Raw genomic sequence first — 23381 nt, forward strand, 5'->3', positions numbered from 1 at the left:
ATCCCCCCTCCCTCATCCCCCCTCCCTCATCCCCCCTCCCTCATCCCCCCTCCCTCATCCCCCCTCCCTCATCCCCCCTCCCTCATCCCCCCTCCCTCATCCCCCCTCCCTCATCCCCCCTCCCTCACCTCCCCCGCCACCGAAACACCACCGTATTGTCCTGACGAACACCCATCCCGACGAATTCCCATTCTTCGTTTCGGGATTCGATCGCCGCCCTCGCCTGGCTCTTCGCGCCGACGACGACCCACGTGGGCCGGAGCTCCGCGAGCCGCGTGAGGAAAACGTCACGCCCCTCCCAGCGCAGGTATTTCAGATGGTTCGACATCGCGTCGTTCCATAACGCGCCGAGAAAGGCGGAATCGTCGCTGAACACGACGAGGCTGCCCGGACCGAGCTCGCGCTCGCGTTTTTGCGCGACGTCCGGCGGCAGATGGTACCCGCCCGAGTATGCGCACGCGCGCTCCGCAGGCGACATGCGCACGAGCGCCGACAGCTTTCCGGGCATGGGCTCGAGGCCGAAGAACCACGCGTACCAGGCCCACGGGACGAGCGAGAGGACGAGCGCCGAGGCGACGGCCGCCTCGTGCAGGCGCGCGGACTTCGAGGCGCGCGCCACGAGCCACGCGATACACGCGACGGCGAGCGCGACGATGTGGACGTTGAAACGGGCAATGTTGAGATTCGGGGTGAGACGAAGGAAAACGGCGCCGAGGGCGACGAGGACGAGCACGCGCTCGGCGCCGGCGTCGGGCTTCTTCGACAGACGCCCGCGAACGGCGATGAATGCCGCGACGAGCGCCGCGATCGAGGCGAGCGGGACGACGACCCAGGGGACGGCATAACCATAATCGCGCGCGATGATGTCCGCGACGCCGCCCGTCGGGTGGTGATACTTGGTGCGCGCGATCGTCGCGAGCGGCGGCTCCGGGCTGAGCTGCGCGAGGGTCCCGACGCCGCGGAAATGAAGGCCGAGCCGCGAGATGACGTGATCGACCGGCCAGAGCGGATTGCCGAAGGCGAGCCAGTTGCGGCCGAACGTGAGCGCAGCGACGCCCGTGAACGAGACCAGGCTCGTGACGAGGACGAGCGCCGTCGCGCGCGGACGCGCCTTCGCGTGGCGGCGCAGGAGATTCACGCCGGCGACGAGGGCCATGGGCGGCGCCCAGAAGAGCGAGGCGCTCTTCGAGGCGAGCACGAGCACGAGGCAGCCGGCAGTGATGACGGCGTCGCGCATGCGCGCCTCCGGCTTCGTCGCAAAATGGAGGGCGGCGAGCAAAAAAGCCCCGACGACGACATCGATCATCGACGTCCGGAGCTGGCTCGTCGTGGCGGGCATCAGCAGAATGATCGCGGCCCAGCCCATGCAAGGGACGGGATCGGGGGCGAATCGGCGCGCGAGGAGAAAGACGCCCAGGGCGAGGGCCGGCGCTGCCAGGGTATTGCCGATCTCGATGAAGGTTTTTCCGGTAAAAGCGACGAAGAAGAGCGCGAACGCCTCGACGCCGCGGGGGTATCCATTGGTCGCCTGCACGACCAGGGTCCGTGGCAGGTCGACCATCTGGAAGCCGTGGTTCTGGAGGGCAAACCCGATCATCGGCTCGTGATAAAAGAAGCCGTCCCACGACTCGGAGGGCGCGAGGTAGGTGATCCACGCGGATCCGACGATGGCGAATGCGGCGGCGAGCAGGCCGAGGACCACGGAGCTTTGCGCGCGCCACGCGAGCACGAGCGCGTCCCAGGGCAGCCGCGCGAGCGAGACGCCGGCGCGCGCGATTTCACGCACGAACGCGCGAGGCGCGCGCCCACGAAGAGACGCCGCGAAGGTCGCTCCGGACACGACGAAAGAGAGCAGCGCGAGCCCGCCAGGCGTCAATCGATTCGTGTACCCGAGCGCGAAGACGGGGGCGATGATCAATCCAAAAAACACCGTGGAGGCGAGCAGGCCGAGCTCGGCGCGGCCTTCGGGTTCCGCGCGGAGGGCGACGCCGAGCGACGCGAATGCGGCGAACGAGAGGAGCACGCAGAGGAGCAACGACGAGGCCACGGCACGAGGGGGTTACACGAAGGAACACGCGGCGCCAAGCGCCCTGTCTGGGAGCCGACATGGGCCTGGAAATGGCAGCGCCCGGGGGCCCCGTGCGATCTCCCCTCCCCCGCTGGCACACGAGCGGGCGGGCCTTGACACGGCCGGTTCCGGTCACAAGTTCCCAGCCTGGATGAGCACCAAGGCCTCCCTTCACCTCGCCCGAGCCAGCAAAGCCGCGAAGCTCTTGAAGGAGGCGACGTCGCAAGAGGAAGCCGCGCTCCTGCTCGACGCGGGCCTCAGCGAGCTGAACGCGGCCCTCGCAGCGGCGCCGAAGGCGCTCGCTGAGCGCGTGCAGCGCGTGGTCAACGACATCGCCCGGCAAATGATGAGCGTCGTCAACGAGGACGTCCTCGCCGAGGCGGTCGAGGCGGCCCAGGCCTGACGGTCTGGGGGGCCTCACCCTCGGCTTCTTCCTCACCCGCCTCCTCCCAGCCAACTCCCCAGCGCCGACGCCACCGCGCGAGCCCCTGCTCCGCCCGAGCGCCTGCTACCTTCGGACGCGGTTCGCTTACGCGCTGGCTTTCCCGATGGAGGATGGCAATGAGCTTCCATACGATCCTGGAGCGATACGATTTCGACGACGTATCGCGCCGTCTTTCGGCCACGGATGGCTTCACGGACACGGACGTGGAGCGCGCGCTCGACGCGGCGCCCGGGGATCGAGGCCCGGAGGATTTTCTGGCCTTGCTCTCGGCCGCGGCGCAGCGGCGCTTGCCCGATCTCGAAACCCGCGCGCGCGCGCTCACGCGAGGTGTTCGGTTCTGGCATCGAGATGTTCGCGCCCCTCTACCTCTCGAATACTTGCAAGACGACGTGCACGTACTGCGGGTTTGCGTACAAGAACGATATCAAGCGGAAGACATTGACGCTCGACGAGGCGGTGGCGGAAGGTCGCATCCTGCATCAGCGTGGATTCCGGCGGCTCCTGCTCCTCACCGGAGAGGATTACGTGGCAACGCCGATCGCGTATCTGGCAGACGCGTGCCGGGCGCTCGCGGGGATGTTTCCTTCCCTGAAGCTCGAGGTGTATCCGCTGGGCGAGAGCGATTACGAAGGCCTGCGTGACGCGGGCGCCACCGGCATCGTCTGTTATCAGGAGACGTACGACCGTCGGCGCTACCGGGAGGTCCACCTCCGCGGGATGAAGCGCAAGTACGATTATCGGCTCGATAGCCTCGACCGGGCTGCACGCGCGGGCATTCTCGAGCTGAGCACCGGAGCGCTGCTCGGCCTTTCGAATCCCCGGACCGATACGTTCTTCGCCGGCATGCACGCCCATTCCTTGCCGCAAACCCATCCACGCGCGAGGCTCTCCATCTCGCTCCCACGCCTGCGCCCGGCGGCGGGCTTCGAGGACGTCCCGCTCCTGCCCGATCCCGTCTACGTGCAGATGTTTCTGGCGACGCGCCTCTTCCTCCCGCGCGCGGGCTTGATCCTGTCGACCCGCGAGCCCCATGCCATGCGCATGCACCTCGCGTCGCTTTGCATCACGACCATGAGCGCGGGCGTGAGCGTGGCGCCGGGAGGTTATTCAGGCGCCGATACGACGGAGCAGTTCTCCCTCGGCGATCACAGCACGACGGCGGAGGTGGCCGAGAGCTTGAGCGCGCACGGCCTTCACGCTTCTTTTTGAGAATAAAGCGCTCGGGCGGCCCTCCCGATTGTTGCCGTCCGCCCCCTCCTCCGTTACCCTCTTCCCGGAATGCCCTACGTCCGTGACGAATCGTTTGCGATCACAGAGGAGCCCGACCTCGCGATTGCGCATTACATCGGCCACGTCACCGCCGACGACGTCCGGCGGTTGACGGCCATCCGGCTTCGTTTCTGCGAGGGCAAGCCGTACGCTTTTCTGATCATCGACCTGCACCGCATGGTTCACCTCACGCCCGAGGCGCGACGTGTCGCGGCCGAAACCTCCGGTACACCAGACGATACCGTGCGCATTCACGGAGTCGCCATCGTCGGCGCGAGTTTTCAGTTTCGTGTTCTCGGCAGCATGCTGTTCCGCGGGATCCACCTGCTCCGCCAGACCAGCGCCTTTCCCGTGCGCTTCGTCGACACGCACGCCGAGGCTCGCGCCTGGTTCGACGAGCGGAGACGCGAGCTCGGCCTCGCACGCTGACGTCTCTCGCGGACCCCAGGGGCGCTGCCCTTCGCCCTACTTCAGCGACGGGTCGCCCCCACGCCAATCGCTGAATGCACCACGCGCGCGTCGACACTCCACGATCACGACGCGCTTGTTCGCATCGGAGGACGTTCCCCACTGCGAGGGCATGAGGAGGGCGTCGGTGCCGTCGCCGCACGCGCTCGAGATCTGCGGGCGAATCGCTTCGACTTCCTTGGGGCCCTTGGCGGCGGGCGCATCGGTGCACGGCGTGAAATACCACCCGCGCTTGGGCGTCGAGATCGTCGGGTCGGTCCAGCCCGCCGGCGTCGCGCGGCTCTCGACCGAGACCTGTCGAACGCCGCAGGCGGTGACGGTCGCCAATTCGAATTCGGTGAACCGCTTCTCGCACTGTGCCCGCATCTCGGCCGCCGAAAGCTCGCCTTTCGAGGTGGTGAGCTTCGCCTCGGGATAATCGCGGGCGAACGCCTTCCAGGCATGCGCCTCACCCACAGGGACGTCGCCACCGCACTCCCAGAGCTTCTTCCTCGCCTCGACGCGCGCCTTCACGTCGGCCTCGGTCTGGAGATCCACCGGCGCGGTTACGCCCATGGCCTCCTCGAAGTTGGCGAGCATGACTTTCGCCATATCCGGATCCGGGGAGCGGGCGTTGCCACCCCAAAGCGCCCCGCAGCCGGTCCCGCACAAGACCAGCGCGCTCGTCGCGACCAGGAAACCAGATTTCATGGAAACGGGGCTATGCCGGGTGTCATGCCCTGTCAAGCGCAAACGAGCAGCATTGAGGTGTGGGAGAGCGATTCCGATGGAATGTTCAATCGTCACCGCTTTTCGCCGGACCCAGACCGAACACACGCTCGTATCGAGCGCTCACGTGGCAACCCATGCACGATGCGACGCGCCCCGCGGACGTCACCTCCCCCGTGGGCGTCACCGTCCCATAGACCCATCCCGCGTCCGTGCCCGGCGTTCCGGGCGCGACCTTGAGCACGACATAGGCCCCGGCGAGCCGCGAGGCCCGGTAGACCTTCTCGCCGAGTCGTACATACGGGTTGAAATGGTCGGCCGTCGTGGGTTTTTCCTGCTCCGCGAGGTCGGCCTTGGGATCCGCTTCTTCCACGAGGTCGGGGTGATAACTCTCCTTCACGAGGATCTGCCCCACCGGCTGGGGCACGGCCGGGGCGGACGGGGTGAGCGGATATGCATGTTGCTCCTTGGCAAACACCGAATAAAGCTTGCGCGCGTGGTCGCCGTCCTCCGCGGCGCTCATACGCGCGCGGCCAGGCAGCGGCATGCGGCAAAGCCAGGGAGCCCAGCGCAGCTCGTCGTCGATGCGCCCCCAGGCCTTGTAATCGCGGAATGCGGCGGCGATGACCGGGACAAACCGAGAATCGAGCTCGGCGGCGTTCGGGGCGGATTCGGTGGCCGGCGCGGCGGAGGATATCGCCGAAGGTGCGGGGGCCGATGCTTCTTTGCTTTCGTCCGCCGCGGTGATGGGCTCGTCGAGGGGGCGGGTGCACGCGGGCGCGAGGGCGAGGAGGAGCAGCAGAAGAGGACGCATCAGGATCGCTCAGACGTACACGACACGCGGAAGATCTGCACCCTTCGCGCGGCGCGCCGTCACGCGTGGCGCACCGCGTCGGGTGCGGTGAATCGGCTGATGATGGCAGGCTCGTGGCTCACGGAGACGATGACGATCTCTTCATCCGTGGCGATGGCGATCCGATCGGCGGCAGGACTGAACGCGGCCGCGAGGATCATCGTATCGATCCGGAACCACAGCTTCTCGCCGTCACTGACGACCCCGGTGCCGTGGAGGAAGCGAAATCGATTTTGCGGGGTCGAGCCGATCGCCGTCGCGGTTTCTCCGGCGTCGCCTTCATCACGCACGTCGGGGGCCTCGGGAGACATGCGCACGACGGGGTCGTCTGCGTGGAACCAGGACTGCATCACGGGGTCGAGCTGCGGGATTCCCGTATCAAGGTCGAGGACGGCCGTTTCCTCCTGCTCGCCGACCCAGGCATAGCGGCCGTCTCGCGTGCTGGCCAGCATCGCGGGCCGATCCCCACCCCAGCGAAGGGGCGCAGGCCGCGGGTGCGCGGGCTGCGACGCGCCCTCCGCGACGCTGCCGACCACGAGTTCCTCGGGCTGGGCGTGCTCGAGCAAGCGCAGCGGCATGTCCGCGGGATAGGTGTCGAGATATTCTCTCGTGTCGAGGTCGAGCACGGCCACGCTCGCGCGGCCCGATTTGGCGTCCCAATACTCGTCCTGTCCAAACCAATCCCACTCGTCTCGAATCCACTCCGTCATGCGCAGGCGCGAGCCGTGTATGCTGGTAACCATTCGACCGCACGAGGGGACGTGCGCGAGGACGTCGCCGCCGGTGGTGACGAGCCACGATCCGTGGGGCCTCTGCACGAACAGCCGCTCGTCGTCGACGAAGAAGAGGCCCCTGACCTCGGTCCCGACATCCTCCGGCAAACGGCTCGGCGCGCCCATGAGGCGCACAGGCGACGAAATCGGCTCCGACTCGGGCCACGGGCGCGTCGCCGCGGGGGGCGACACGGTGGCTTGCACGACGACCTCGAAGAGCTCCTGGACCGTGCACTGCTGGTTCATCAGGACAATCGGCGGCGGCGAGAGCTCGACGAGCCGGAGCTGGCTCTGCGCCGCGAGCACGAGGGAGCGCCATGCCTCGTTGAGCGGGCCTATCCACGGGTCGACCATGGCCGGACCGAGATCGCCGAAGAAAGGACGCATCCCCGGCGGCGGCAGCGGGAGGGCGCGGGTGACCGCCACCGCCACGAGCGCCGGGTCGGCTCCTTTGCGGATCAATGCCGCCTCCAGCGCCGAAGGGCCCGTCGCATCGGCGTTCTCGTGCGTATCCATTTCTTCGGCGGGGCGCACGGTGTCGCCGTCGAACCATGCTTCGCAGCGCGCGATCGCGCGAACCTGATCCGCGGACAAACCCAGCACATCGGCAACGAGGGGCACGACCGCGGGGTGCACGACGCCCGCGACGAGGACATGGCCGTATCGACGCTCGCGCAGCGCGGGCGTGGAGCAGAGGACCCCGCACTTCTTGCATGACTCGCCGGCGTGCTCCTCCCCGCACAGCGCACCACACGCGCAGCGCAACGGGCTCACGGGCCCGAAGATCCGCTGGCAGAAAATGCCGTCGCGGGCCGGCCGCCGCCCGCTGCCCGACCAGCGCCGCATGAGCTCGATGCTGGTCACGCGCCCGTGCGAGCGCATGTCTTCGGGAGCCGCAGGATCGAGGAGGTTGGTCCGGACCCATTGAAGGTCCGCCACGACGTCCGACGGAGAAAAGAACCGATCTCGAAGAGACATGGGCGCGATTTTCCCTCGGCAAACCACGATGCCGGCGAGGGATGCCCGTACGCGACCTTCTCGGCGGCGTCAATGGTAGAGCGAACGGCCTACCGCCTTGCGGTTCGAGAATTCAGGGCGAGATAGTCGGCCGCCGCGTGGTGATGCTGATTTCACCCGGGCTCTCCTCCGTGAACCACGCGACCGTGGTCGCCTCGGCGGCTCCGCCGCGCACGCGGGCGACGCGAATCTCGCCGTCGATCCCACCGGCGCCGTAGGCGATCAGCGCGTCGTCGCCGCAGATGCCTGGAGCCGCGCTGATCGCCGAATGGGGGTTGGCTGCCGGGTCGATCGGGAGAGGCTCGCCCCAGCCCACGCCGGGCACGTAGCGCAGCGCGTAGACAACGCCCGTCGTCGCAGCCATGCCGACGATCACGTCGCCCGCGGGGGTCGCGGTGAGGGCGAGAACGAGGCTCTGGTCCGCCAAGGTAATGCTCTCCGGGGCCGACCAGACCCCCTCATGGAGCCTCGTCGCCGCGATCCTGGCATAGCTCTCGTAGTACACGACGACCACGTCACCGTTCGGCAACGCAACGGCGCGCGGGGGCGCGACGGGAACCTCGGCCTGGAAAACCTCGATGCCGTCGCGGCAATGCATATCCGTCCAGCTTCCGCCGTCCGCCCAGAAGATCTCCGTGTCGCAGAGCTCGCCCTGGGGGCCCACACCGACACCGAGAACGGTGCCCGACCCTTCCCTGATGACAGCCGCGGCCAGATCGAACGGCGCCGGATCGGGATAGGGATGCCAGTCGAGCGCGTCCGGATCGAAATAGACGAGGATCGATCCTCCGACGCCACTGCCGAGGAGCAAGGAGCGTCCTACCGTGACGGGCGGGTTCCACGGCTGCGGGAACCAGCTCTGAACATCGTGGAGGTCGAAGCCCGTGCCATCGGAGGTCGACGCGAAATGGCTCTGCGCGGTCTCATAGCTCCCCTCGATCCAGAACACGCCCAGATGATCATGGACATCCACGTACGTCGTGAGCGCAGTCGCGGCCGCCATCACATATGCGTTTTTGGTCCACGTGCCCTCGTGATCGAAGGCGACCAGGCTGGTTGAAGGGCCCATGGCCGCGACAATCGCGGCCTCACCCTGCGCGCAGGCGGGCGCGGGGAGGCTGCCGCCGCCGCTGCCGCCGCTGCCGCCGGTGGACGACGACGACACGCTCGTGTCTCCGCTCGAGGCGCTGGACGCGCTGCTCCCACCCCCCGCGCCCGGCGTCTCGATGTCGACCTCGTTCCCGCACGCCGCGAGCGCGGCCACGAACGCGCCTGCCGCGATTGCGCGCCTCCGGGCGCTCACGATCTCGAACATGATGTCTCTCCTCCGTTCGCCCGCCCCGATCGAGCAGGCACGACGAGGGTGGCCGCGCGGCGTCGGCCACGCACCTTAAAGCCGATTAAATCTCACCTCCAGCGCAGAACGAGGGCGGAGCCCTGGTCGAGGTCCACCTGTGCGCCGAATCCCCGGCTGATTCGATGGAGGGTATCCCGCAGCCACAGCGCCGCGCTCCGGCCGACGTGATGCAGCCTGAAACCTCGGATCTGCATCGGCGTCATGCGGAGGCTCGCGAGCTCGCCCGTCGATGGATCCACGACGGGAAAGTACATCAGGGCGAGATCCCCACGAAAGGACGCGTGGCCCGCGATTCCCTCGTAGTCGTTGAGGAAATCGCCGCAGCCGTAAAGGATGAGCTTGTTCCTGTAGACCTCGATGGGCCGCACGTGGTGCGAGGAGTGGCCGTGGACGAGATCGATGCCTCCCTCGATCAGCGCATGCGCAAAGCGGACGTGCTCCTCCGGGACGTCATACCCCCAGTTGCTCCCCCAATGGATGGACGCGACGACGACGTCCCCTGCCCGTTTGACGTGACGAACCCGATCCCGGATCTCGAGCGCGGTCGCCTCCGACAGGTCCGCGAGCCGATCGACACCGGGCGAATCGTCGGTCGCGGCCCAGCTCGCGGGAATGCCGCTCGACGCCGTCCCGAAGGCGAATACGTGGAGCCTTCTTGCTCCGCCGAGCGGGAGGACCGCGGGCGCGCGCGCCGCGCTCAGGTGTTCACCCGCGCCTGCGATCCTCAGCCCCGCCTGCTTCAGCGTCGTCAGGGTTTCGAGCAGCCCCGACGCGCCGAAGTCGAGCACGTGGTTGTTCGCGAGGATGCAGACGTCGATCCCAAAAGCCGCGAGGCAAGGGGTGTTCTCCGGGTGCATCCGGTAATTGATGCCCTTGCCTTCCCAGTACGTGTCGCTTCGCGTGACGCTGGTCTCCAGATTGATGATCCGCGCCGCGGGGGCCACACGCTCGAGCTCGGAGAGGGCGTCTCCCCAGATGGACGAGAACGCGATGGGCCGCTGGATCGGTCCGTTCGTTTCCTCCGCCATCGTGACGTAGTCCCTGGCGTCCCGTACGTACGGCTCGAAGAGCGTCGGCTCGCTCGGGTGTGGCAGCACCTGATCGATCCCTCGCCCGGTCATGACGTCTCCGCACAGGAACAACGTGAGGAGGTCGCCCGGCAGAGAATGGCTTGGTCCGCGTAGCTCCATCCACGGCGCCGCTTGGTGCATCGCGTTCCTCCCGTCCAGGGTGCCCCGCGGCGCACGACAGGACCGCTGCACGATCGCCTGCTCGCACAGTCTGCGACCTCGGCGAAAAACCAAGTCGTGCCCTTCGTCCGCCTGGGCACGTTGCCCTCGGACGAACGCCAAATGCCGCGAATGAAAAGGGATTGCGCACGCCCGTGGCGCGCGCCCGTATCCAAGTTTTCGTGCAAGGCGACGGCGCTAGAATTCTCCTCCTCGCAGGCGGCGCGGCGCCGCCTCCCCAGCCCGCGAGGGAGCATGCAAGGAGACCATCCCAGGGGTCGGATCCTCGCGAACATCGCGAAGCCGGCCGGTTCGTTCTGGAAGACCTCGAAGCTGACCGCGCGCATCTTGATCGGCCGGCAAGCCGAGCCCACGCAAGAGCAGTACGAGCAGTTCGTCGATCTCATGTTCGAGGGTGATCCCCTCGGCGACGCCGTCGCCGCGTGGATGCTGAAAGAAGGCGTCGGGCGCTCGATGAAGACCTTCGATCACGCGCTCCGCCACGGCATCGCGTCGATCGAGAGCCCGCCCGAGCCGCTGCGCACGCTCTTCGAACAGGTCGATCGCAGGCCCTTGTGGCTCGACAAGCAGATGCTGCTCGCAGGTCAGCGCGCGGCGCAGCGCGCCGGCGCCTTGATGCCGTACATCCTCGGAGACCTCGCGCTCGTGGGCGGCTACGTGACGATGGGCGCGATGAACAAATCGCTCGTGGCCACGGGCGCGCTCGCGCCCGGCGGCTCCGCGAGGCGGCTCTACGAAACGCTCTGCTGGTGGCTCGACGTGACGGGCGACCATGGCCTCGAGCGCTACGCGCCGGGGTTCATCTCGACCGTGAAGGTGCGCGTGATGCACGCCCTCGTGCGCATCCGGCTGAGCCGCGATCCGAGCTGGCGATTCGAAGCGTGGGGCGCGCCGCTCAGCCAGGCACACCTGGCGACGACGAACCAGGCGTTCGCCTCGGCGTACATCACGCTCGCGCGCGGCTTCGGCGTGCGGTACTCGGCCAGCGAGATCGAGTCGATCATGCACCTCTTCCGCTACGCCGGCCTCCTCATGGGCGTGCGCGAGGAGTACTGCTGCGCGACCGTGCGCGAGGGCTTCCGCCTCATCACGATGTCGCACGCGACCTCGCCTCCGCCGGACGAGGACGCCGTGAAGCTCGCCGAGGGCTACTTCGAAGGCGGGCTCGATTTCCGCACGCGCATGCCGAAATGGCCGCCGATGCAGACCCTCGGCGGCGCGCTCTCCCGTCTCTTCCTCCAGTCGCGGATCGGCACGCTCCGGGCGCTCCTCGGCGAGCATGACGCCGACCTCCTGAAGATCCCTCCGGCCGGCATCTCGAAGGCGTTCCCCGCGGTGCTCCTCGGCACGACGCTCGCGGCGCAGGCGGCGACGAGCTTCCTGCCCGACGCGCGTGCGCTCCAGGCCCGCATCGGGCGTCGCATCCAGCTCGGCATCAAGGAGATGTCGCCGCTCGGCGGCGAAGGCCCGATCTCGTACCAGCCCTACGAGCATCGCGAAGGCGCGGAGCGGCGCGCGATGCGGCCGCACGCCGTCCGCGCGGCGCCTCAGTCGAGCCAGCGGTAGATGCGATCCGCGAGCGCCGAAAGGACGGCGTCGTGGTCGATCTCGGGGCTCGGCACGAATACGAGGCCGAGCACGGTGCCGGCCGTCAGCGTCTGCATGAGGTAGAGCGACTCCGCCGTGAGCTCGCGCTCGCGATCGCGCCTCTGCCCGTACGCGTGCTTCACGAGCTCCGTGACGAGCGCGTGCGCGCCTTGCACCGAGGGCACGCTCATGATGAACGGCACCGTGAAGAGCAGCGCCGACGCGAGCTTCTCCTCCTGCTTCACCTGCTGGTGGATGAGGCGGATCCAGAAGTGGAGCATCTCGCGCAGCGGCAGGGCCATGGCCTCGTCGAGGTGTGCGCGGAACGCGGCGATGGATCGATGCACGGCGCGGTCGGCGACCTCCGCGACGATCGCGTCCTTCGTGTGGAAGTACTCGTAGAGCGAGGCGATGTTCACGCCTGCGCGCTCCGCGATCTCGTTCGTCGTGAGGCCGAGATAACCGCGCTCGGGCAAGAGCTCCTCGCACGCGAGGACGATCGCGTCGTAGGTGAGCCGCGAGCGCGACTGCTTCGGCCGCTTCTTCGGCTCAAGGATGTAGGGCGTGCTGCCGGTGGCCGGAGGCATGAGGTCCCAGGACGTACGCTTGCCGCGCCCACAACGTAGCGTCCGCGGCGCAGAGGGTCTATCGAGCCATGCGGGTTCTCTCCGCTCCGCCCGAAAGACGCTGCATGAATCACCCCACGATCGACATCGACGCCATCCGTAAAAGACCGAGCATGTTCATCGGAGCAGTCGATGACGGCAGCGGCTTGACGCACATGATCTGGGAGTTGCTCGCGAACACGCTCGACGAGCATGTCGGCGGTACCTGTCGGGCGGTCTCGATCTCGCTCAACGAGGACGGCTCGGTCACCGTCCAGGACGACGGTCGCGGGATTCCGACGCATGAGCTCGACGGAGTTCCCTTCGCCCAGAAAGCGCTCACGTCGTGGCATGCAACACCGACGTTCGACGGGCACGCGCCTCACGAACACGTCGGCGGCCATGGCGTCGGGATATTCGTGGTGAACGCCTTGTCCACGTGGCTCGAACTGGAGATATTTCGCGAGGGTACTCATTACAGGCAACGCTACGAGCGTGGCGTACCGTGTGGCCCCCTCGAAGCCGTCGAATCGACCCATCGAAGCGGGACGACGATCACCTTCCTTCCCGACCCTACGATTTTCTCGAACCCCTGGTTCAACGCCGGCACCATCGCCACCCGGATGCAAGAGCTCGCATACTTCGTCCCTTCCCTGAGGCTCGCCTTCGCGGACCGGCGCAAACATGAGTTCCACGAGCCACGCGGCCTTCGCGCGTTCCTGGAGCGGACGCCCCGTTCGGGCACGCACCTCGGTACCTTGACCGTCGAGGAGCGCGTCGGTGAAATCTTGGTCGAGGCAGCCATGAATTGGCAGGACGGTCCATGGGCTTCGTCTTCCATCGATAGCTACGCCAACATTGAACGTACGACGGACGGCGGAACGCACGTGCAAGGTCTCTTGACCGGCTTGGCGCTCGGACTCCGTGACGTCGAGGGGTCGCGCGTGCGCAAGCGACCGCTGAAGCAGCTACGCGGAATCGTCGCCCGAGGTCTCCACGCTGTCGTATGTGTACGGCTCCGCGACCCGACATTCGGCGAGCCCACGAAGAGCCGACTCATGACGCCGGCGGTCGCGAAGGCCGTTTCCGGGGTGGTGCGCCATGCATTCGTGGTCGAGCTCCAGGACAACCTGGAGCTTCGTCGGCATTGTATTCGCCTGCTCGACGGAGAGCCCACGCGCTGAGGAAAGGGCCGAGCTTCGAGAGGCACGCCTCGACAGCACCTTGGCGTCCGGCGCCGCACGCCCAATGGAGCAGGTGCGCGAAAGCGGTTCGGTTCGCGAACGACCCGGAGGGCAAGGGTATGCGTTTTCCCATGAAGATCCGCGGGGCGATGGCTCTTTCTACTTCTCTCGCGCTTGCCGGCTGCATGGCCCAGGAGAGCGACGTGCCGCCAGGGGAGCCCGCGGGTGAGGCGGAGCAGGCGCTCGACATCGCGACCGGGGACGTGATCTGCAACAGCGGCTGGCCTGGAACGCGGGGCTGCAGTGCGCGGTTCGGCGATGGGAGGGAAATCCTGCCCGGGTCGATCAAGGTGAACGTCGTGGGCCACAATGGGGCCATCAGCTGGAGTGCGGAGCTCGTCGACAACAACCGCGCCATCAACTTCACGGCGAGCATCCGCGAGGGCAATGCCTTCGGCCCAGGAGACAACACGACCCGATTCGCGCTGGCGTGGATCACCTTGTAGGAATCTGCCAGGAACCGATGTCTCGAGCACGCGGGCGCGCCATGCGCCCGGCGGCATGCCGCCCTCGCGGCGGAGGGCCACGCTGAAAGCGCCTCGCTCTGGATGCCCTACCGACGACGCCGCGGCCCGGCGCGACGCCTCCACGCAGTAAATGGCCTTTTCTAACCGTGTTTCCGATTTGTTTCGTCGGAGCAACGTGTTAGTGCCGATCTCGTTATGCCATAGGGAGGTGTCATGAATTCTCGCGCGAGCCGTGCCTTTCACGTCCTCCACTCTTCCCGGGCGAGATCGAGCATGCAATGCGTCACGCTCCTGCTGATGTCGGCGTTCCTTCTCGGGAGCTGTGCCGAGGGGCTCACCGGCGACCCCGACCAGAACACCGGTGCTGGAGCCGGGACCGGCTCCGGCGGCATGGGAGGTGCCGGTCAGGGAGGGGCGTCGAATTCGTCGAGCTCGTCCGCGTCATCGAGTTCGTCCGCGTCATCGAGCTCCTCTGCGTCATCGAGCTCCTCTGCGTCATCGAGCTCCTCCGCGTCGTCGGGCACAGGGGGTAGCGGCGGCGCTGGCGGCGCTGGCGGTTCAGGCGGCTCTGGCGGCTCTGGCGGCGGCCCGACGGGCATGATGGTTCAATACAAGGTGGAGATCAGCGCCACCGCGACGTCGGCCATCGGTTCCCAGTTCTGGATCGTCAACAACGGCAGCGACCCGGTGAACCTCGATGATCTGACGCTTCGTTATTACATGACCAATGAAGTCGCTGCGACGCTCGTCAAGACCATCAACTGGGCCAACGTCGGCGCCGTGGCCGGCCCCAGCGCGGGATTCCCCACGGGCAACATCGGCGTCAACGTGATGCCGATGGCCATGCCCGCGCCGTCTGCCGACACCTACGTGGAGTTCAGCTTCAGCGGCGGCAACAACGTGCTGGCTCCCGGCTACCGCTTGCAGTTCTCCTGGACCGTCCAGAACTTCATGTCGCAATCGTTCGATCAGCCCGGGGACTATTCGTTCAACGCCGCGGCCTCGGCGCAGACGGAGTGGCCAAACGTGGTCCTGATGTACCAGGGACAGTCGGTGGTGTGGGGCATCGAGCCCTGACGAACGCTCTCCAAGCCTCCGTTCCACGGATACCTCTTCCCCGGACGATCGACGGGGAAGAGGTATCCGTGGTCGGGCCACACGTCGCTTACTTGGGGACTTCCGGGCCGCAATCCACGAACGAGAGATTCGTGTCGATACGGAACGTCGACTCGGGCGTGTGCCGCTCCGCGTGGAACAGGTCGAGCGGATAGACGCTGCCTTTCACGATGCCGAGCTGCTCGGCGGACGCGTCGAGGACGACCGAGGTCGATCCTTTCGGGTGAAGCCCGCCCAGATCGACGGCGAGGTGGCCGTTGATGAAGACCCACACATCGTCGTCCCCTTCGAACAGGAAGGTCTCGCCGCCATTGTATTGAAACCGCGTGTGCAGCTCCGTGGTGAAGCTGAAATTGCGGATGACGCCGGCCTTGTCGACGCCCGAGTTGCCCCAGCCCGCGTCGTCGAGCGGAAAGAAAGACAAACTCTGGAACGTGAAGAGCCCTCCCGGCTGTGGAGCGAGCCAGAGCTCGAGCAGGTAGGGCTTGTTCACGTTCGCCGTGTCGCGATACCACTGATCGAAGTTTGCCTTCGTCGTCGTTTCTGGCCCGAAGGGACACGTCGGCGGCGGGGCCGAGTTTCCTTCCTCGCACTTCGAGGCGTAGACGGGCTTCTCGTCGGCGCCGAGGATCGGCTCCACGAGGCCCTTCGTGATGTCGTTGCCGTACAGAGGTCCCTCGAAATCGGGGTGCCCGCCCGCCTCGCTCCTGCCTTTGAAGTCACGAACGACGGCCACCAGGACATTCCCGCACACCTCGTTGCCGCCCGGGGCTCCTCCTTCGCCGCCCGAACCCTCGCTGGTGGGCGCCCCGAGCTTGTAGCCCCCTATCTCCGTCGCGAGGAAGCCCGCGGGGAGCGTCTCGATGATACCGCCGCCGTCATCCGGTCCGGCATCGGGAATGTTGAATCCCCCCACGCCGACGGAGATATCGCCTCCAGCGCCGCCGTTACCGCCGGCGCTGCCCCCGTTACCGCCGCTGCCGCCGCCGCCCGTGTTACTGCCGCTGCCACCGACGCCGGACGCGCTACACGCAGCGCATGACAAAAGCCACGCATAGACGAGTATCCGCACGGGCAGCATACGCTTCTTCCGATCCATGGTGTGGCCCCCGATCGTATGGAGTGTTCGACGAGACCTAACAACACGAGATGGCAGCCGTGATCCATCAAATTCGTAGTCAATGGATCGGTTTTACCGCCCTGACGACCCACGATCCACCCATATGGGCTTTTTTCGCGCCGAGTCCTCGCCCAATGATGACGCAATGCGGCGCCGATGCACGAATGCAACGGTAAAAATGCACACTGTACTGTGCACCCACCCGCCTTTGCTTCATCGTTCGAACCATGCTTCGACGACCCCTCCTCTTCGCCTCTTTGGGTGTTGCGATTCTCGGCTCGATCGCTTGCAGCGCCACCTCCGCCGGCCCAGGCGGCAGTGGAGGCGGCGGCAGCGGCGGCGCATCGAGCGGAGGCTCGGGTGGCGAGGGAGGTCTCATCCTCGTCGGCAGCGGAGGGAGCGGCGGCGGTGGCGGTCCGGACAAACCTCCGGCGCAGATCGACGAGACGTTGCCTCCCGGCTTCACCGCCGAGACGACGTACGGCGGATGGAAGATCCTCGGGCCACTCGCGGATTTCAGCGAGCCGAGCGAGAACGTCTGCGCCAACGTGCTGCGCGCCATCGCGCGCGACTTCACGCAGGCGCACATCGACTTCGGCCAGGAGAAGCCGGCGTCGTGGGCCGCTCCCGGCCTCTACATGGGGCAGATCCTCCCGCTCCTGCCCGCCGACCGCAAGCCGGACGTGAACCCGTCGCGCACGCCGCTCGACGTGATCGAAGCCTTCGATGATTGGTACAGGAACATCGACGGCGTGAACGTACCTTTCGTGATCGATCTGTGGCTCGAGCCCGATCCGAACAAGGAGGGGTACTTCCTGTTCGACTCGAACAGCTTCTTCCCGCTCGACAAGTGGAACACCTCGCCGGGCGACGTGCAGATCGGCGGCAACGACGTCGGCCCCCACAACTTCCTGTTCACGATCGAGCTGCACACCGCCTTCGAGTACAAGGGCGGCGAAATCTTCAATTTCCGCGGCGACGACGACGTGTTCGTCTTCATCAACGACAAGCTCGCGGTGGACATCGGAGGCATCCACGGTCCGCTCGAGGCCAACGTGAACCTCGACGCGCGCGCGGCCGATCTCGGGCTCACGGTGGGCAACGTCTACAAGCTCGATCTCTTCCAGGCGGAGAGAAACCCCGGCGGCTCGAACTTCCGCATCGAAACGAGCCTCGATTTCCGGGCGTGTGGCCTCCTGCCGGAGGACGTCCCGAAGTGATCCGGTCCGCCGGTAAACACGCTCATTTAACCCAGTTTTCGATTGTCTTGTCCGCCTCTGCGTGGCTAAAGTGCCGCGCCATGCGCCGCTCCTGGTCGGGTCGCCTGGCGGCGCCCTTCGGCCGCGCCCCCCGGTCGAGCGGCGCTCGGTTCGGGCGAGCCCTCGCCTTCCTCCTCTCCCTCCTCGCCATTGCGCTCTCGCCTGCCGCGCGCGCAGAGGGGCAGCCTCCGCCGTCGCCCGAGGGGCGCGTGCGGGTGAGCTACTGGGAGAAATGGACGGGCATGGAGAAAGAAGCGATGGAGTCCGTCATCGACGACTTCCATCGCTCGCAAACCAGGATCTGGGTCGAATATCAGTCGGTCTCCCAGTACCAGCACAAGACGCTGATCGCGACCGCGGGCGGCGACCCGCCGGACATCGCGGGGCTGCTCGCGGCCGACATCGCCGACTTTGCCGAAAAGAACGCGCTCGTCCCGCTCGACGAGCTCATGCGCGGCACGCACATGAGCCGGGAGAGCTTCCTTCCGGTGTACTGGGACATGGGCGTCTATCGGGACCACGTCTGGGCCGTCGTATCCGTGCCAAACGTGGTGAGCCTGTACTGGAACAAGGACCTCTTCGCGAAAGCGGGGCTCGATCCGGATCGCCCGCCGCGCACCATCGCGGAGCTCGACGCTTTCGCAGAGAAGCTCACGGTCGTCAAAGGCGGCAGGATCGAGCAGCTCGGGTTCATGCCGGCCGACACGAACTGGTGGCCTTATGGCTGGGGCTTCTGGTTCGGCGCGCGGCTCTGGGACGGCGGCGCGAACATCACGATCGATTCGCCGGAGAACGTGCGGGCATTCTCCTGGTTTCAGAGCTACGGAAAGCGCCACGACCCCGGACAGCTTCAGAATTTCACGAGCTCGTTCGGCAACTTCGCCTCGGCGCAGAACCCGTTCCTGAGCGGCAAGCTCGGTATGGTGCTCCAGGGGATCTGGATGGGCAACTTCATCCAGAAGTTCAGCCCGGATATGCGCTGGGGCGCCGCGGCCTTCCCTTCCGAGAAGGAGGGCGGGCCGCCCGTCGCCATTGCCGACGCCGACATGCTGGTGATCCCGAGCGGCGCCAGGCACCCGAACGAGGCATTCGAGTTCATCGAATACCTCACGCAACAAGGTCCCATGGAAAAGCTTTGCCTGGGACAGCGAAAACTCTCGCCGCTCCGCAGCGTGAGCCCCGCGTTTTACCGCGAGCACAAAAACCCCTTCATCGAGAGCCTGCAGGACCTCGCCGCGAGCCCGGGGGCGACGCCCCAGCCGCGGATCAGCGTCTGGAACGAGTACACCCTCGAGATTCGGAATGCCTCGCAGCGGCTCTGGCTCGGGGAGGCGACGGCCGAGCAGGCCCTCGGCGACGTCAAGCAGGTCGTCCAGAAATCGTGGGACCGCCATCGCCATCGGCAGGAGGCCACGCCGTCGCGCTGGCTTTCCGTGCTTCCTTTCCTCCTGATCGGGCTCTTCGGAGCGGGGATCGTCGGAGCGGCTCGGCGCGAGCAGAAGAGGCTCGCCAAGGTGAGCGGCGTCGAGAAGCCGGTGCGCTCGAACGCGTCGCTCGGAAAGGGACTCGCGTTCTTTTCCCCTTGGGGCATCGGGCTCCTCGTATTCCTCGCCTATCCGGTGGCGTCGTCGATCGTGTATAGCTTCTGCGATTACTCGGTCCTGTCGCCGCCGAGGTGGATCGGGCTTCAGAACTTCATCGATCTCTTCCAGGACGAAGTGTTCTGGATCGCGCTGAAGAACACGCTGCTTTACGTGGTGATCGCGCTCCCGCTCGGGCTCACCGTGGCGCTCTTTTTCGCGCTCCTGCTCGACGCCAAGCTGCGAGGCTCGAGCATCTACCGCACGCTCATCTTTTTGCCCACGCTCGTCCCGGTCGTCGCGGGGGCGACCATCTGGATCTGGATGCTGAACGGCGAGTATGGCGTCATCAACCATTTCTTGCATCAGGCGAGCTTCGGGCTCTTCCCGAAGACGTCCTGGCTCGCCGAGCGGCGCTTCGCGCTGCCGTCGCTGATCCTGGTGAGCACGTGGACCGTGGGACAAACCGTCTTGACGCTGCTCGCCGCGATGCAGGACGTACCGAGATCGATCTACGAAGCAGCCGACATCGACGGCGCAAGCTTCTGGCAAAAGATCCGCCACGTCACGATTCCCTTGATCTCTCCGGTCATCTATTTCAACGCGATCATGGGCATCATCGGCGCCCTGCAGGTGTTCGCGACGCCCTACATCATGACGGCCGGCGGCCCCGCGCGGGCGACGCTGTTTTATACGCAGCGCCTGCACGAGAACGCGTTTTACTTCCTGCGCATGGGGTACGCCTGCGCCATGGCGTGGATCCTCTTTCTGGTCGTGCTCGGACTCACCGCGCTCGCACACCGGCTCGGACACACCCGGGTCCACTATGGAGGGGCGTGATTCATGGCCGCCGCAGACTCCCCCTTCAGCAGCACATTTCGCCGAAGACCGTGGTCGAGGGCCGTCGTGCACCTCTTCCTCATCGTCGGCTCGCTCGTGTTCGTCTTTCCCGTCTTGTGGATGCTCTCCACCTCGCTCAAGCCCATCGAGCAAACGCTGACGCCCGAGCCCGTGTGGATCCCGCACCCGATCGAGATCGGGAATTACGCGTCGACCATCGCGTACATCCCGTTCCTCCGCTACGCGCTCAACACGGTATTCGTCTGTGCGCTCGCGACGATCGGGACGACGCTGTCGAGCGCGCTCGTGGCGTTCAGCTTCACGCGACTGGAATGGCCGGGGCGAAACCTGCTCTTCGGCTTGACGCTGGCGACGATGATGGTGCCGTTCCCGGTCGTCATGGTACCGCTCTATAGCGTCTACCGGACGCTCGGCTGGATTGGCAGCCTGAAGCCGCTCTGGGTGCCCACGTTCTTCGGCAGCGCGTTCAGCATCTTTCTCTTGCGGCAGTTCTTCATGCGCATTCCGAAGAGCTTGCCGGAGGCCATGACGCTCGACGGCGCCTCGGAGTTTCGAATCTTCTGGCAGTTGTACCTGCCGCTTTCCAAGGCGCCGCTCGTGGTCGTCGCGTTCTTTCAGCTCATGTACTCGTGGAACGACCTCCTCGGCCCCCTTCTGTTCCTCACCGACCAGAGCACGTTCACGCTGACGCTCGGACTTCAGGCGTACCAGAGCCAGGAAGGGGGCACCCAGTGGCACTACTTGATGGCCGCGTCGGTCATGACCACGCTGCCGATCGTCGTCCTCTTCTTCATCGTCCAGCGGGCCCTCTTTCAGGGCATGAGCTCGACGCAGAACTTCGAAGGTTGAACGGGCGACGAGTGGTCACAGGAGCCTTGCCCCGCAGGATATCCGCCGTGATAGTCTCCGCGTCGGACCATGCCTTCGCGAAAAGTCGAAGCCATCGCACGATTGCTCAAAGAGCAGATCCTGGCAGGGCGGTACGCGCCCGGCTCGCGGCTGCCGACGTACGACGCTTTGATGGAGCAGTTCGGCGTCACGCGGCCGACCGTCGTGCGTGTGCTCGATACACTCCGGGAGGAGGGTCTCCTCACGGTCAAGGGCCAGCGCAAAGTCTTCGTGACGCAGCGATTCCCGCATCACGACCGCTACGTCTGGGTCACGAGCGAGCAGCCGGGCTCGAACGAGTGGTCGCTTTTCCTGGCGATCACCCACGAGGTCATCGAGCGGGGCGAGACCGGAATCACCGGGCAGGTGAGCGCGCTCGTGGGCGTGGACGGTCGCGCCAACAACCCCGAGTACAAACAGCTCTGCGAGTTCGAGGCACGCGGGTCGGCGGCGGGGCTCTTGCTCGTCAACTCCGCGATGATCTATCTGCTCCCCGTGCTGCAGAAGCCCGGGCTGCCGCGCGTCGCGATCGGGGCGCCATTGCCGCACGCGAACCTGGTCGCGCTCGATTTTGCGGGGCTCATCGACCGGGCGTCGGCGCGCTTGCTCGAGAAAGGGCGGCGCATCGCGGTCATGTCACCTCACGCGCCGAAGCTCGCGGCTGCCCAGGAGTGCCTCGAGGGGTATGGTTTGCATCCCGACCGCGTGCTCACGGTGCACGCTGCGCCGATTGGGTGCGAGCGGCTCACCGAGCTGATGTTCGACCGCCGGAGCCGCCCGGACGCGATCTTCGTCATGGACGACAACCTGGTCCCGCCGCTGCTCGCGGGGCTCGAGCGTGCGAAGGTAAAGGCCGGCGAGGATGTCTACGTGCTTGCCCATTGCAACTGGCCGAGGCCGCTCGGCATGGCGGAGGGCGTGGAGCACATTGGCTTCGACGTCCGGGAGGTCCTCTGCGCGGGCAAGGACCTCATCGACGCGCAGCGCGCGGGGGCTCCGTGTCCCTCGCGCCTCGTTCCCGCTCGTTTTCTGGGCGAGCTGACGCGCCCTCTCTCCACGGCGACGGACGCTGCCGTGGAAGAGAAAACCGTCCATCCCTGACCAACGTCCTTGACAGGCGGACCCATGTCGAAGCGCGCTCGCGCGGCGCCGCGAGCAACGCATTCGTGCGCCGAGGGACACGACGAGGAGCGGGAGCGAAGCGATCATGGCCAGCGTGACACTGAAGGACGTCGTGAAGGTGTACGAGGGGGGCGTCAAGGTCGTCGACGGCTTCGACCTCGAGATTGCGGATCGCGAGTTCGTCGTGCTGGTGGGGCCCTCCGGCTGCGGCAAATCGACCACGCTGCGAATGATCGCCGGGCTCGAGGAGCTCACCTCCGGCACCATCCGGATCGGCGATCGCGTCGTGAACGACGTGCCTCCGAAGGATCGCGACATCGCGATGGTGTTCCAGAATTACGCGCTCTATCCGCACATGACCGTGTATGAGAACATGGTCTTCGCGCTCAAGCTGCGCGGTCTCGACGCGGCCGTGATTCACGAGAAGGCCATGCGTGCGGCCAGAATCCTCGGCATCGAGGGGCTACTCGACCGCAAGCCCAAGGCTCTCTCCGGCGGGCAGCGGCAGCGGGTCGCGCTGGGGCGCGCCATCGTGCGCGAGCCGAAGTGTTTTCTCTTCGACGAGCCGCTCTCCAATCTGGACGCGAAGCTTCGCGTGCAGATGCGCGCAGAGATCAAGCAGCTCCACATGAGCCTCCACGCCACCACCGTCTACGTGACCCACGATCAGGAAGAAGCGATGACGCTCGGGGATCGCGTGGTCGTGATGAAGGACGGGGTGATTCAGCAGTGCGACGGCGCCCTCGAGATCTATCATCACCCGAAAAACCGCTTCGTCGCCGGCTTTCTCGGCAGTCCCCCCATGAATTTCTTCGAGGGACGGCTTCTGCGCGAGGGCGAGCGCTTGCTCTTCGACGAGGGGACGGCGAAGATTCCGGTGCCCGAATGGGCGCGCGCCGAGCTCGCGCCGCGCGCCGGGACGGTCGTCGTGATGGGCGTGCGGCCCGAGGCGATGTCGGACCAGGCGAGCGCTCGCTTTGCGATCGCGGACAATTCGCTTCCGATGCGCGTCACGCTCATTCAACCCCTGGGGGACAAGATGGACGTGGTCCTCGCGACGGAGCGCCATCCGCACACGGTCGCGCACGTCGACGCGCACGCGGGCATTCGCGCGGGCGAGACAGTGCCGGTCTACATCGACACGGAGCGAGTGCATTTTTTTGCTCCCGGCGCGGTCGGCGAGCGGATCGCGACGAAGCGTCGATAGAAATCGAAAACGTGGACAGGCTCATTTCCTGACGCGGACGCGCGTCATTCACGCACATTCGCGCGTTTTCACGGCCGCGCGCGACGTTCGACCGTTCGAACTCCAAGGGCCTGCCCT

20 protein-coding genes are annotated in these 23381 nt (G+C 66.4%); 12 read left to right on the forward strand and 8 right to left on the reverse strand.

Annotated elements, in window-relative coordinates; translation table 11 throughout:
- Positions 1-124: 124 nt before the first annotated feature.
- The gene (locus tag QHF83_RS41780) at positions 125-2047 is read right to left on the reverse strand and encodes a hypothetical protein (RefSeq protein WP_282423691.1); all 1923 of its coding nucleotides are present in this window, start codon (positions 2045-2047) and stop codon (positions 125-127) included.
- Positions 2048-2219: 172 nt separating this feature from the next.
- Between QHF83_RS41780 and QHF83_RS41785 the strand changes: the two genes are divergently transcribed.
- The 3 genes from QHF83_RS41785 to QHF83_RS41795 all read left to right on the forward strand — a co-directional run bounded on the left by QHF83_RS41785 (position 2220) and on the right by QHF83_RS41795 (position 4211).
- The gene (locus QHF83_RS41785; RefSeq protein WP_272420188.1) at positions 2220-2471 is read left to right on the forward strand and encodes a hypothetical protein; all 252 of its coding nucleotides are present in this window, start codon (positions 2220-2222) and stop codon (positions 2469-2471) included.
- Positions 2472-2861: 390 nt separating this feature from the next.
- Entirely contained in the window at positions 2862-3722 is an 861-nt protein-coding gene (locus QHF83_RS41790) for a radical SAM protein (protein ID WP_282423692.1), read from the forward strand.
- 69 nt (positions 3723-3791) lie between these two features.
- The gene (locus QHF83_RS41795; RefSeq protein ID WP_282423693.1) at positions 3792-4211 is read left to right on the forward strand and encodes a hypothetical protein; all 420 of its coding nucleotides are present in this window, start codon (positions 3792-3794) and stop codon (positions 4209-4211) included.
- 36 nt (positions 4212-4247) lie between these two features.
- Here QHF83_RS41795 and QHF83_RS41800 read toward each other — a convergent pair whose 3' ends face one another.
- From QHF83_RS41800 to QHF83_RS41820, 5 genes are all read right to left on the reverse strand, one after another.
- Positions 4248-4940 carry a hypothetical protein gene (locus QHF83_RS41800; protein WP_282423694.1) on the reverse strand — a complete coding sequence of 231 codons (693 nt, stop codon included), beginning with the start codon at positions 4938-4940 and terminating at the stop codon, positions 4248-4250.
- Positions 4941-5025: 85 nt separating this feature from the next.
- Positions 5026-5772 (reverse strand): hypothetical protein, encoded by a 747-nt coding sequence (locus QHF83_RS41805; protein WP_282423695.1) that lies wholly within the window; start codon positions 5770-5772, stop codon positions 5026-5028.
- Positions 5773-5831: 59 nt separating this feature from the next.
- Entirely contained in the window at positions 5832-7562 is a 1731-nt protein-coding gene (locus QHF83_RS41810) for a hypothetical protein (RefSeq protein ID WP_282423696.1), read from the reverse strand.
- A gap of 112 nt (positions 7563-7674) precedes the next feature.
- On the reverse strand, positions 7675-8916 hold the full coding sequence (locus QHF83_RS41815) for a hypothetical protein (RefSeq protein WP_282423697.1): 1242 nt from the start codon (positions 8914-8916) through the stop codon (positions 7675-7677).
- 92 nt (positions 8917-9008) lie between these two features.
- The gene (locus QHF83_RS41820; protein ID WP_282423698.1) at positions 9009-10169 is read right to left on the reverse strand and encodes a CapA family protein; all 1161 of its coding nucleotides are present in this window, start codon (positions 10167-10169) and stop codon (positions 9009-9011) included.
- Between the two features lie 273 nt (positions 10170-10442).
- Here QHF83_RS41820 and QHF83_RS41825 point away from each other — a divergent pair, with 273 nt between their 5' ends.
- Complete coding sequence (locus tag QHF83_RS41825; RefSeq protein WP_282423699.1) at positions 10443-11774, forward strand: oxygenase MpaB family protein; 1332 nt, start codon at positions 10443-10445, stop codon at positions 11772-11774.
- Here QHF83_RS41825 and QHF83_RS41830 read toward each other — a convergent pair.
- The gene (locus tag QHF83_RS41830) at positions 11756-12382 is read right to left on the reverse strand and encodes a TetR/AcrR family transcriptional regulator (protein WP_282423700.1); all 627 of its coding nucleotides are present in this window, start codon (positions 12380-12382) and stop codon (positions 11756-11758) included. The genes QHF83_RS41825 and QHF83_RS41830 overlap by 19 nt on opposite strands.
- Positions 12383-12486: 104 nt before the next feature.
- Between QHF83_RS41830 and QHF83_RS41835 the strand changes: the two genes are divergently transcribed.
- The 3 genes from QHF83_RS41835 (at position 12487) to QHF83_RS41845 (ending at position 15188) form a co-directional block, all read left to right on the forward strand.
- Positions 12487-13584, forward strand: a complete 1098-nt coding sequence (locus QHF83_RS41835; protein ID WP_282423701.1) for an ATP-binding protein — start codon at positions 12487-12489, stop codon at positions 13582-13584.
- Positions 13585-13715: 131 nt separating this feature from the next.
- Complete coding sequence (locus QHF83_RS41840; protein ID WP_282423702.1) at positions 13716-14090, forward strand: hypothetical protein; 375 nt, start codon at positions 13716-13718, stop codon at positions 14088-14090.
- Between the two features lie 618 nt (positions 14091-14708).
- Positions 14709-15188: a cellulose binding domain-containing protein gene (locus tag QHF83_RS41845; protein WP_282423703.1), complete on the forward strand. Its 480-nt coding sequence runs from the start codon at positions 14709-14711 to the stop codon at positions 15186-15188.
- A gap of 88 nt (positions 15189-15276) precedes the next feature.
- Here QHF83_RS41845 and QHF83_RS41850 read toward each other — a convergent pair whose 3' ends face one another.
- Complete coding sequence (locus tag QHF83_RS41850; protein ID WP_282423704.1) at positions 15277-16326, reverse strand: fibro-slime domain-containing protein; 1050 nt, start codon at positions 16324-16326, stop codon at positions 15277-15279.
- Between the two features lie 248 nt (positions 16327-16574).
- On the opposite strand from QHF83_RS41850, the gene QHF83_RS41855 reads away from it, so the two are divergent.
- The 5 genes from QHF83_RS41855 to ugpC all read left to right on the forward strand — a co-directional run bounded on the left by QHF83_RS41855 (position 16575) and on the right by ugpC (position 23264).
- Positions 16575-17567 (forward strand): fibro-slime domain-containing protein, encoded by a 993-nt coding sequence (locus tag QHF83_RS41855; protein ID WP_282423705.1) that lies wholly within the window; start codon positions 16575-16577, stop codon positions 17565-17567.
- Positions 17568-17647: 80 nt separating this feature from the next.
- A complete protein-coding gene (locus QHF83_RS41860) occupies positions 17648-20026 on the forward strand; it encodes an extracellular solute-binding protein (RefSeq protein ID WP_282423706.1) in 2379 nt (792 codons plus the stop codon).
- 66 nt (positions 20027-20092) lie between these two features.
- On the forward strand, positions 20093-20896 hold the full coding sequence (locus QHF83_RS41865; protein WP_282423707.1) for a carbohydrate ABC transporter permease: 804 nt from the start codon (positions 20093-20095) through the stop codon (positions 20894-20896).
- Positions 20897-20965: 69 nt separating this feature from the next.
- Entirely contained in the window at positions 20966-22036 is a 1071-nt protein-coding gene (locus QHF83_RS41870) for a GntR family transcriptional regulator (protein ID WP_282423708.1), read from the forward strand.
- A gap of 106 nt (positions 22037-22142) precedes the next feature.
- The gene (gene ugpC / locus QHF83_RS41875; RefSeq protein ID WP_282423709.1) at positions 22143-23264 is read left to right on the forward strand and encodes a sn-glycerol-3-phosphate ABC transporter ATP-binding protein UgpC; all 1122 of its coding nucleotides are present in this window, start codon (positions 22143-22145) and stop codon (positions 23262-23264) included.
- Positions 23265-23381 lie beyond the last annotated feature (117 nt).

Source organism: Polyangium sp. 15x6 (genome assembly GCF_029960785.1).
In the GTDB taxonomy this organism is placed as follows: domain Bacteria; phylum Myxococcota_A; class Polyangia; order Polyangiales; family Polyangiaceae; genus Polyangium.

Coding starts and splice junctions, on each gene's coding strand:
- QHF83_RS41790 (WP_282423692.1), top strand. CDS start 2,862: ATGTTCGCGCCCCTCTACCTCTCGAATACTTGCAAGACGACGTGCACG.
- QHF83_RS41840 (WP_282423702.1), top strand. CDS start 13,716: ATGAAGATCCGCGGGGCGATGGCTCTTTCTACTTCTCTCGCGCTTGCC.
- QHF83_RS41860 (WP_282423706.1), top strand. CDS start 17,648: ATGCGCCGCTCCTGGTCGGGTCGCCTGGCGGCGCCCTTCGGCCGCGCC.
- QHF83_RS41825 (WP_282423699.1), top strand. CDS start 10,443: ATGCAAGGAGACCATCCCAGGGGTCGGATCCTCGCGAACATCGCGAAG.
- QHF83_RS41835 (WP_282423701.1), top strand. CDS start 12,487: ATGAATCACCCCACGATCGACATCGACGCCATCCGTAAAAGACCGAGC.
- QHF83_RS41855 (WP_282423705.1), top strand. CDS start 16,575: ATGCTTCGACGACCCCTCCTCTTCGCCTCTTTGGGTGTTGCGATTCTC.
- QHF83_RS41810 (WP_282423696.1), bottom strand. CDS start 7,562: ATGTCTCTTCGAGATCGGTTCTTTTCTCCGTCGGACGTCGTGGCGGAC.
- ugpC (WP_282423709.1), top strand. CDS start 22,143: ATGGCCAGCGTGACACTGAAGGACGTCGTGAAGGTGTACGAGGGGGGC.
- QHF83_RS41795 (WP_282423693.1), top strand. CDS start 3,792: ATGCCCTACGTCCGTGACGAATCGTTTGCGATCACAGAGGAGCCCGAC.
- QHF83_RS41805 (WP_282423695.1), bottom strand. CDS start 5,772: ATGCGTCCTCTTCTGCTGCTCCTCCTCGCCCTCGCGCCCGCGTGCACC.
- QHF83_RS41820 (WP_282423698.1), bottom strand. CDS start 10,169: ATGCACCAAGCGGCGCCGTGGATGGAGCTACGCGGACCAAGCCATTCT.
- QHF83_RS41830 (WP_282423700.1), bottom strand. CDS start 12,382: ATGCCTCCGGCCACCGGCAGCACGCCCTACATCCTTGAGCCGAAGAAG.
- QHF83_RS41785 (WP_272420188.1), top strand. CDS start 2,220: ATGAGCACCAAGGCCTCCCTTCACCTCGCCCGAGCCAGCAAAGCCGCG.
- QHF83_RS41815 (WP_282423697.1), bottom strand. CDS start 8,916: ATGTTCGAGATCGTGAGCGCCCGGAGGCGCGCAATCGCGGCAGGCGCG.
- QHF83_RS41800 (WP_282423694.1), bottom strand. CDS start 4,940: ATGAAATCTGGTTTCCTGGTCGCGACGAGCGCGCTGGTCTTGTGCGGG.
- QHF83_RS41850 (WP_282423704.1), bottom strand. CDS start 16,326: ATGGATCGGAAGAAGCGTATGCTGCCCGTGCGGATACTCGTCTATGCG.
- QHF83_RS41870 (WP_282423708.1), top strand. CDS start 20,966: ATGCCTTCGCGAAAAGTCGAAGCCATCGCACGATTGCTCAAAGAGCAG.
- QHF83_RS41845 (WP_282423703.1), top strand. CDS start 14,709: ATGATGGTTCAATACAAGGTGGAGATCAGCGCCACCGCGACGTCGGCC.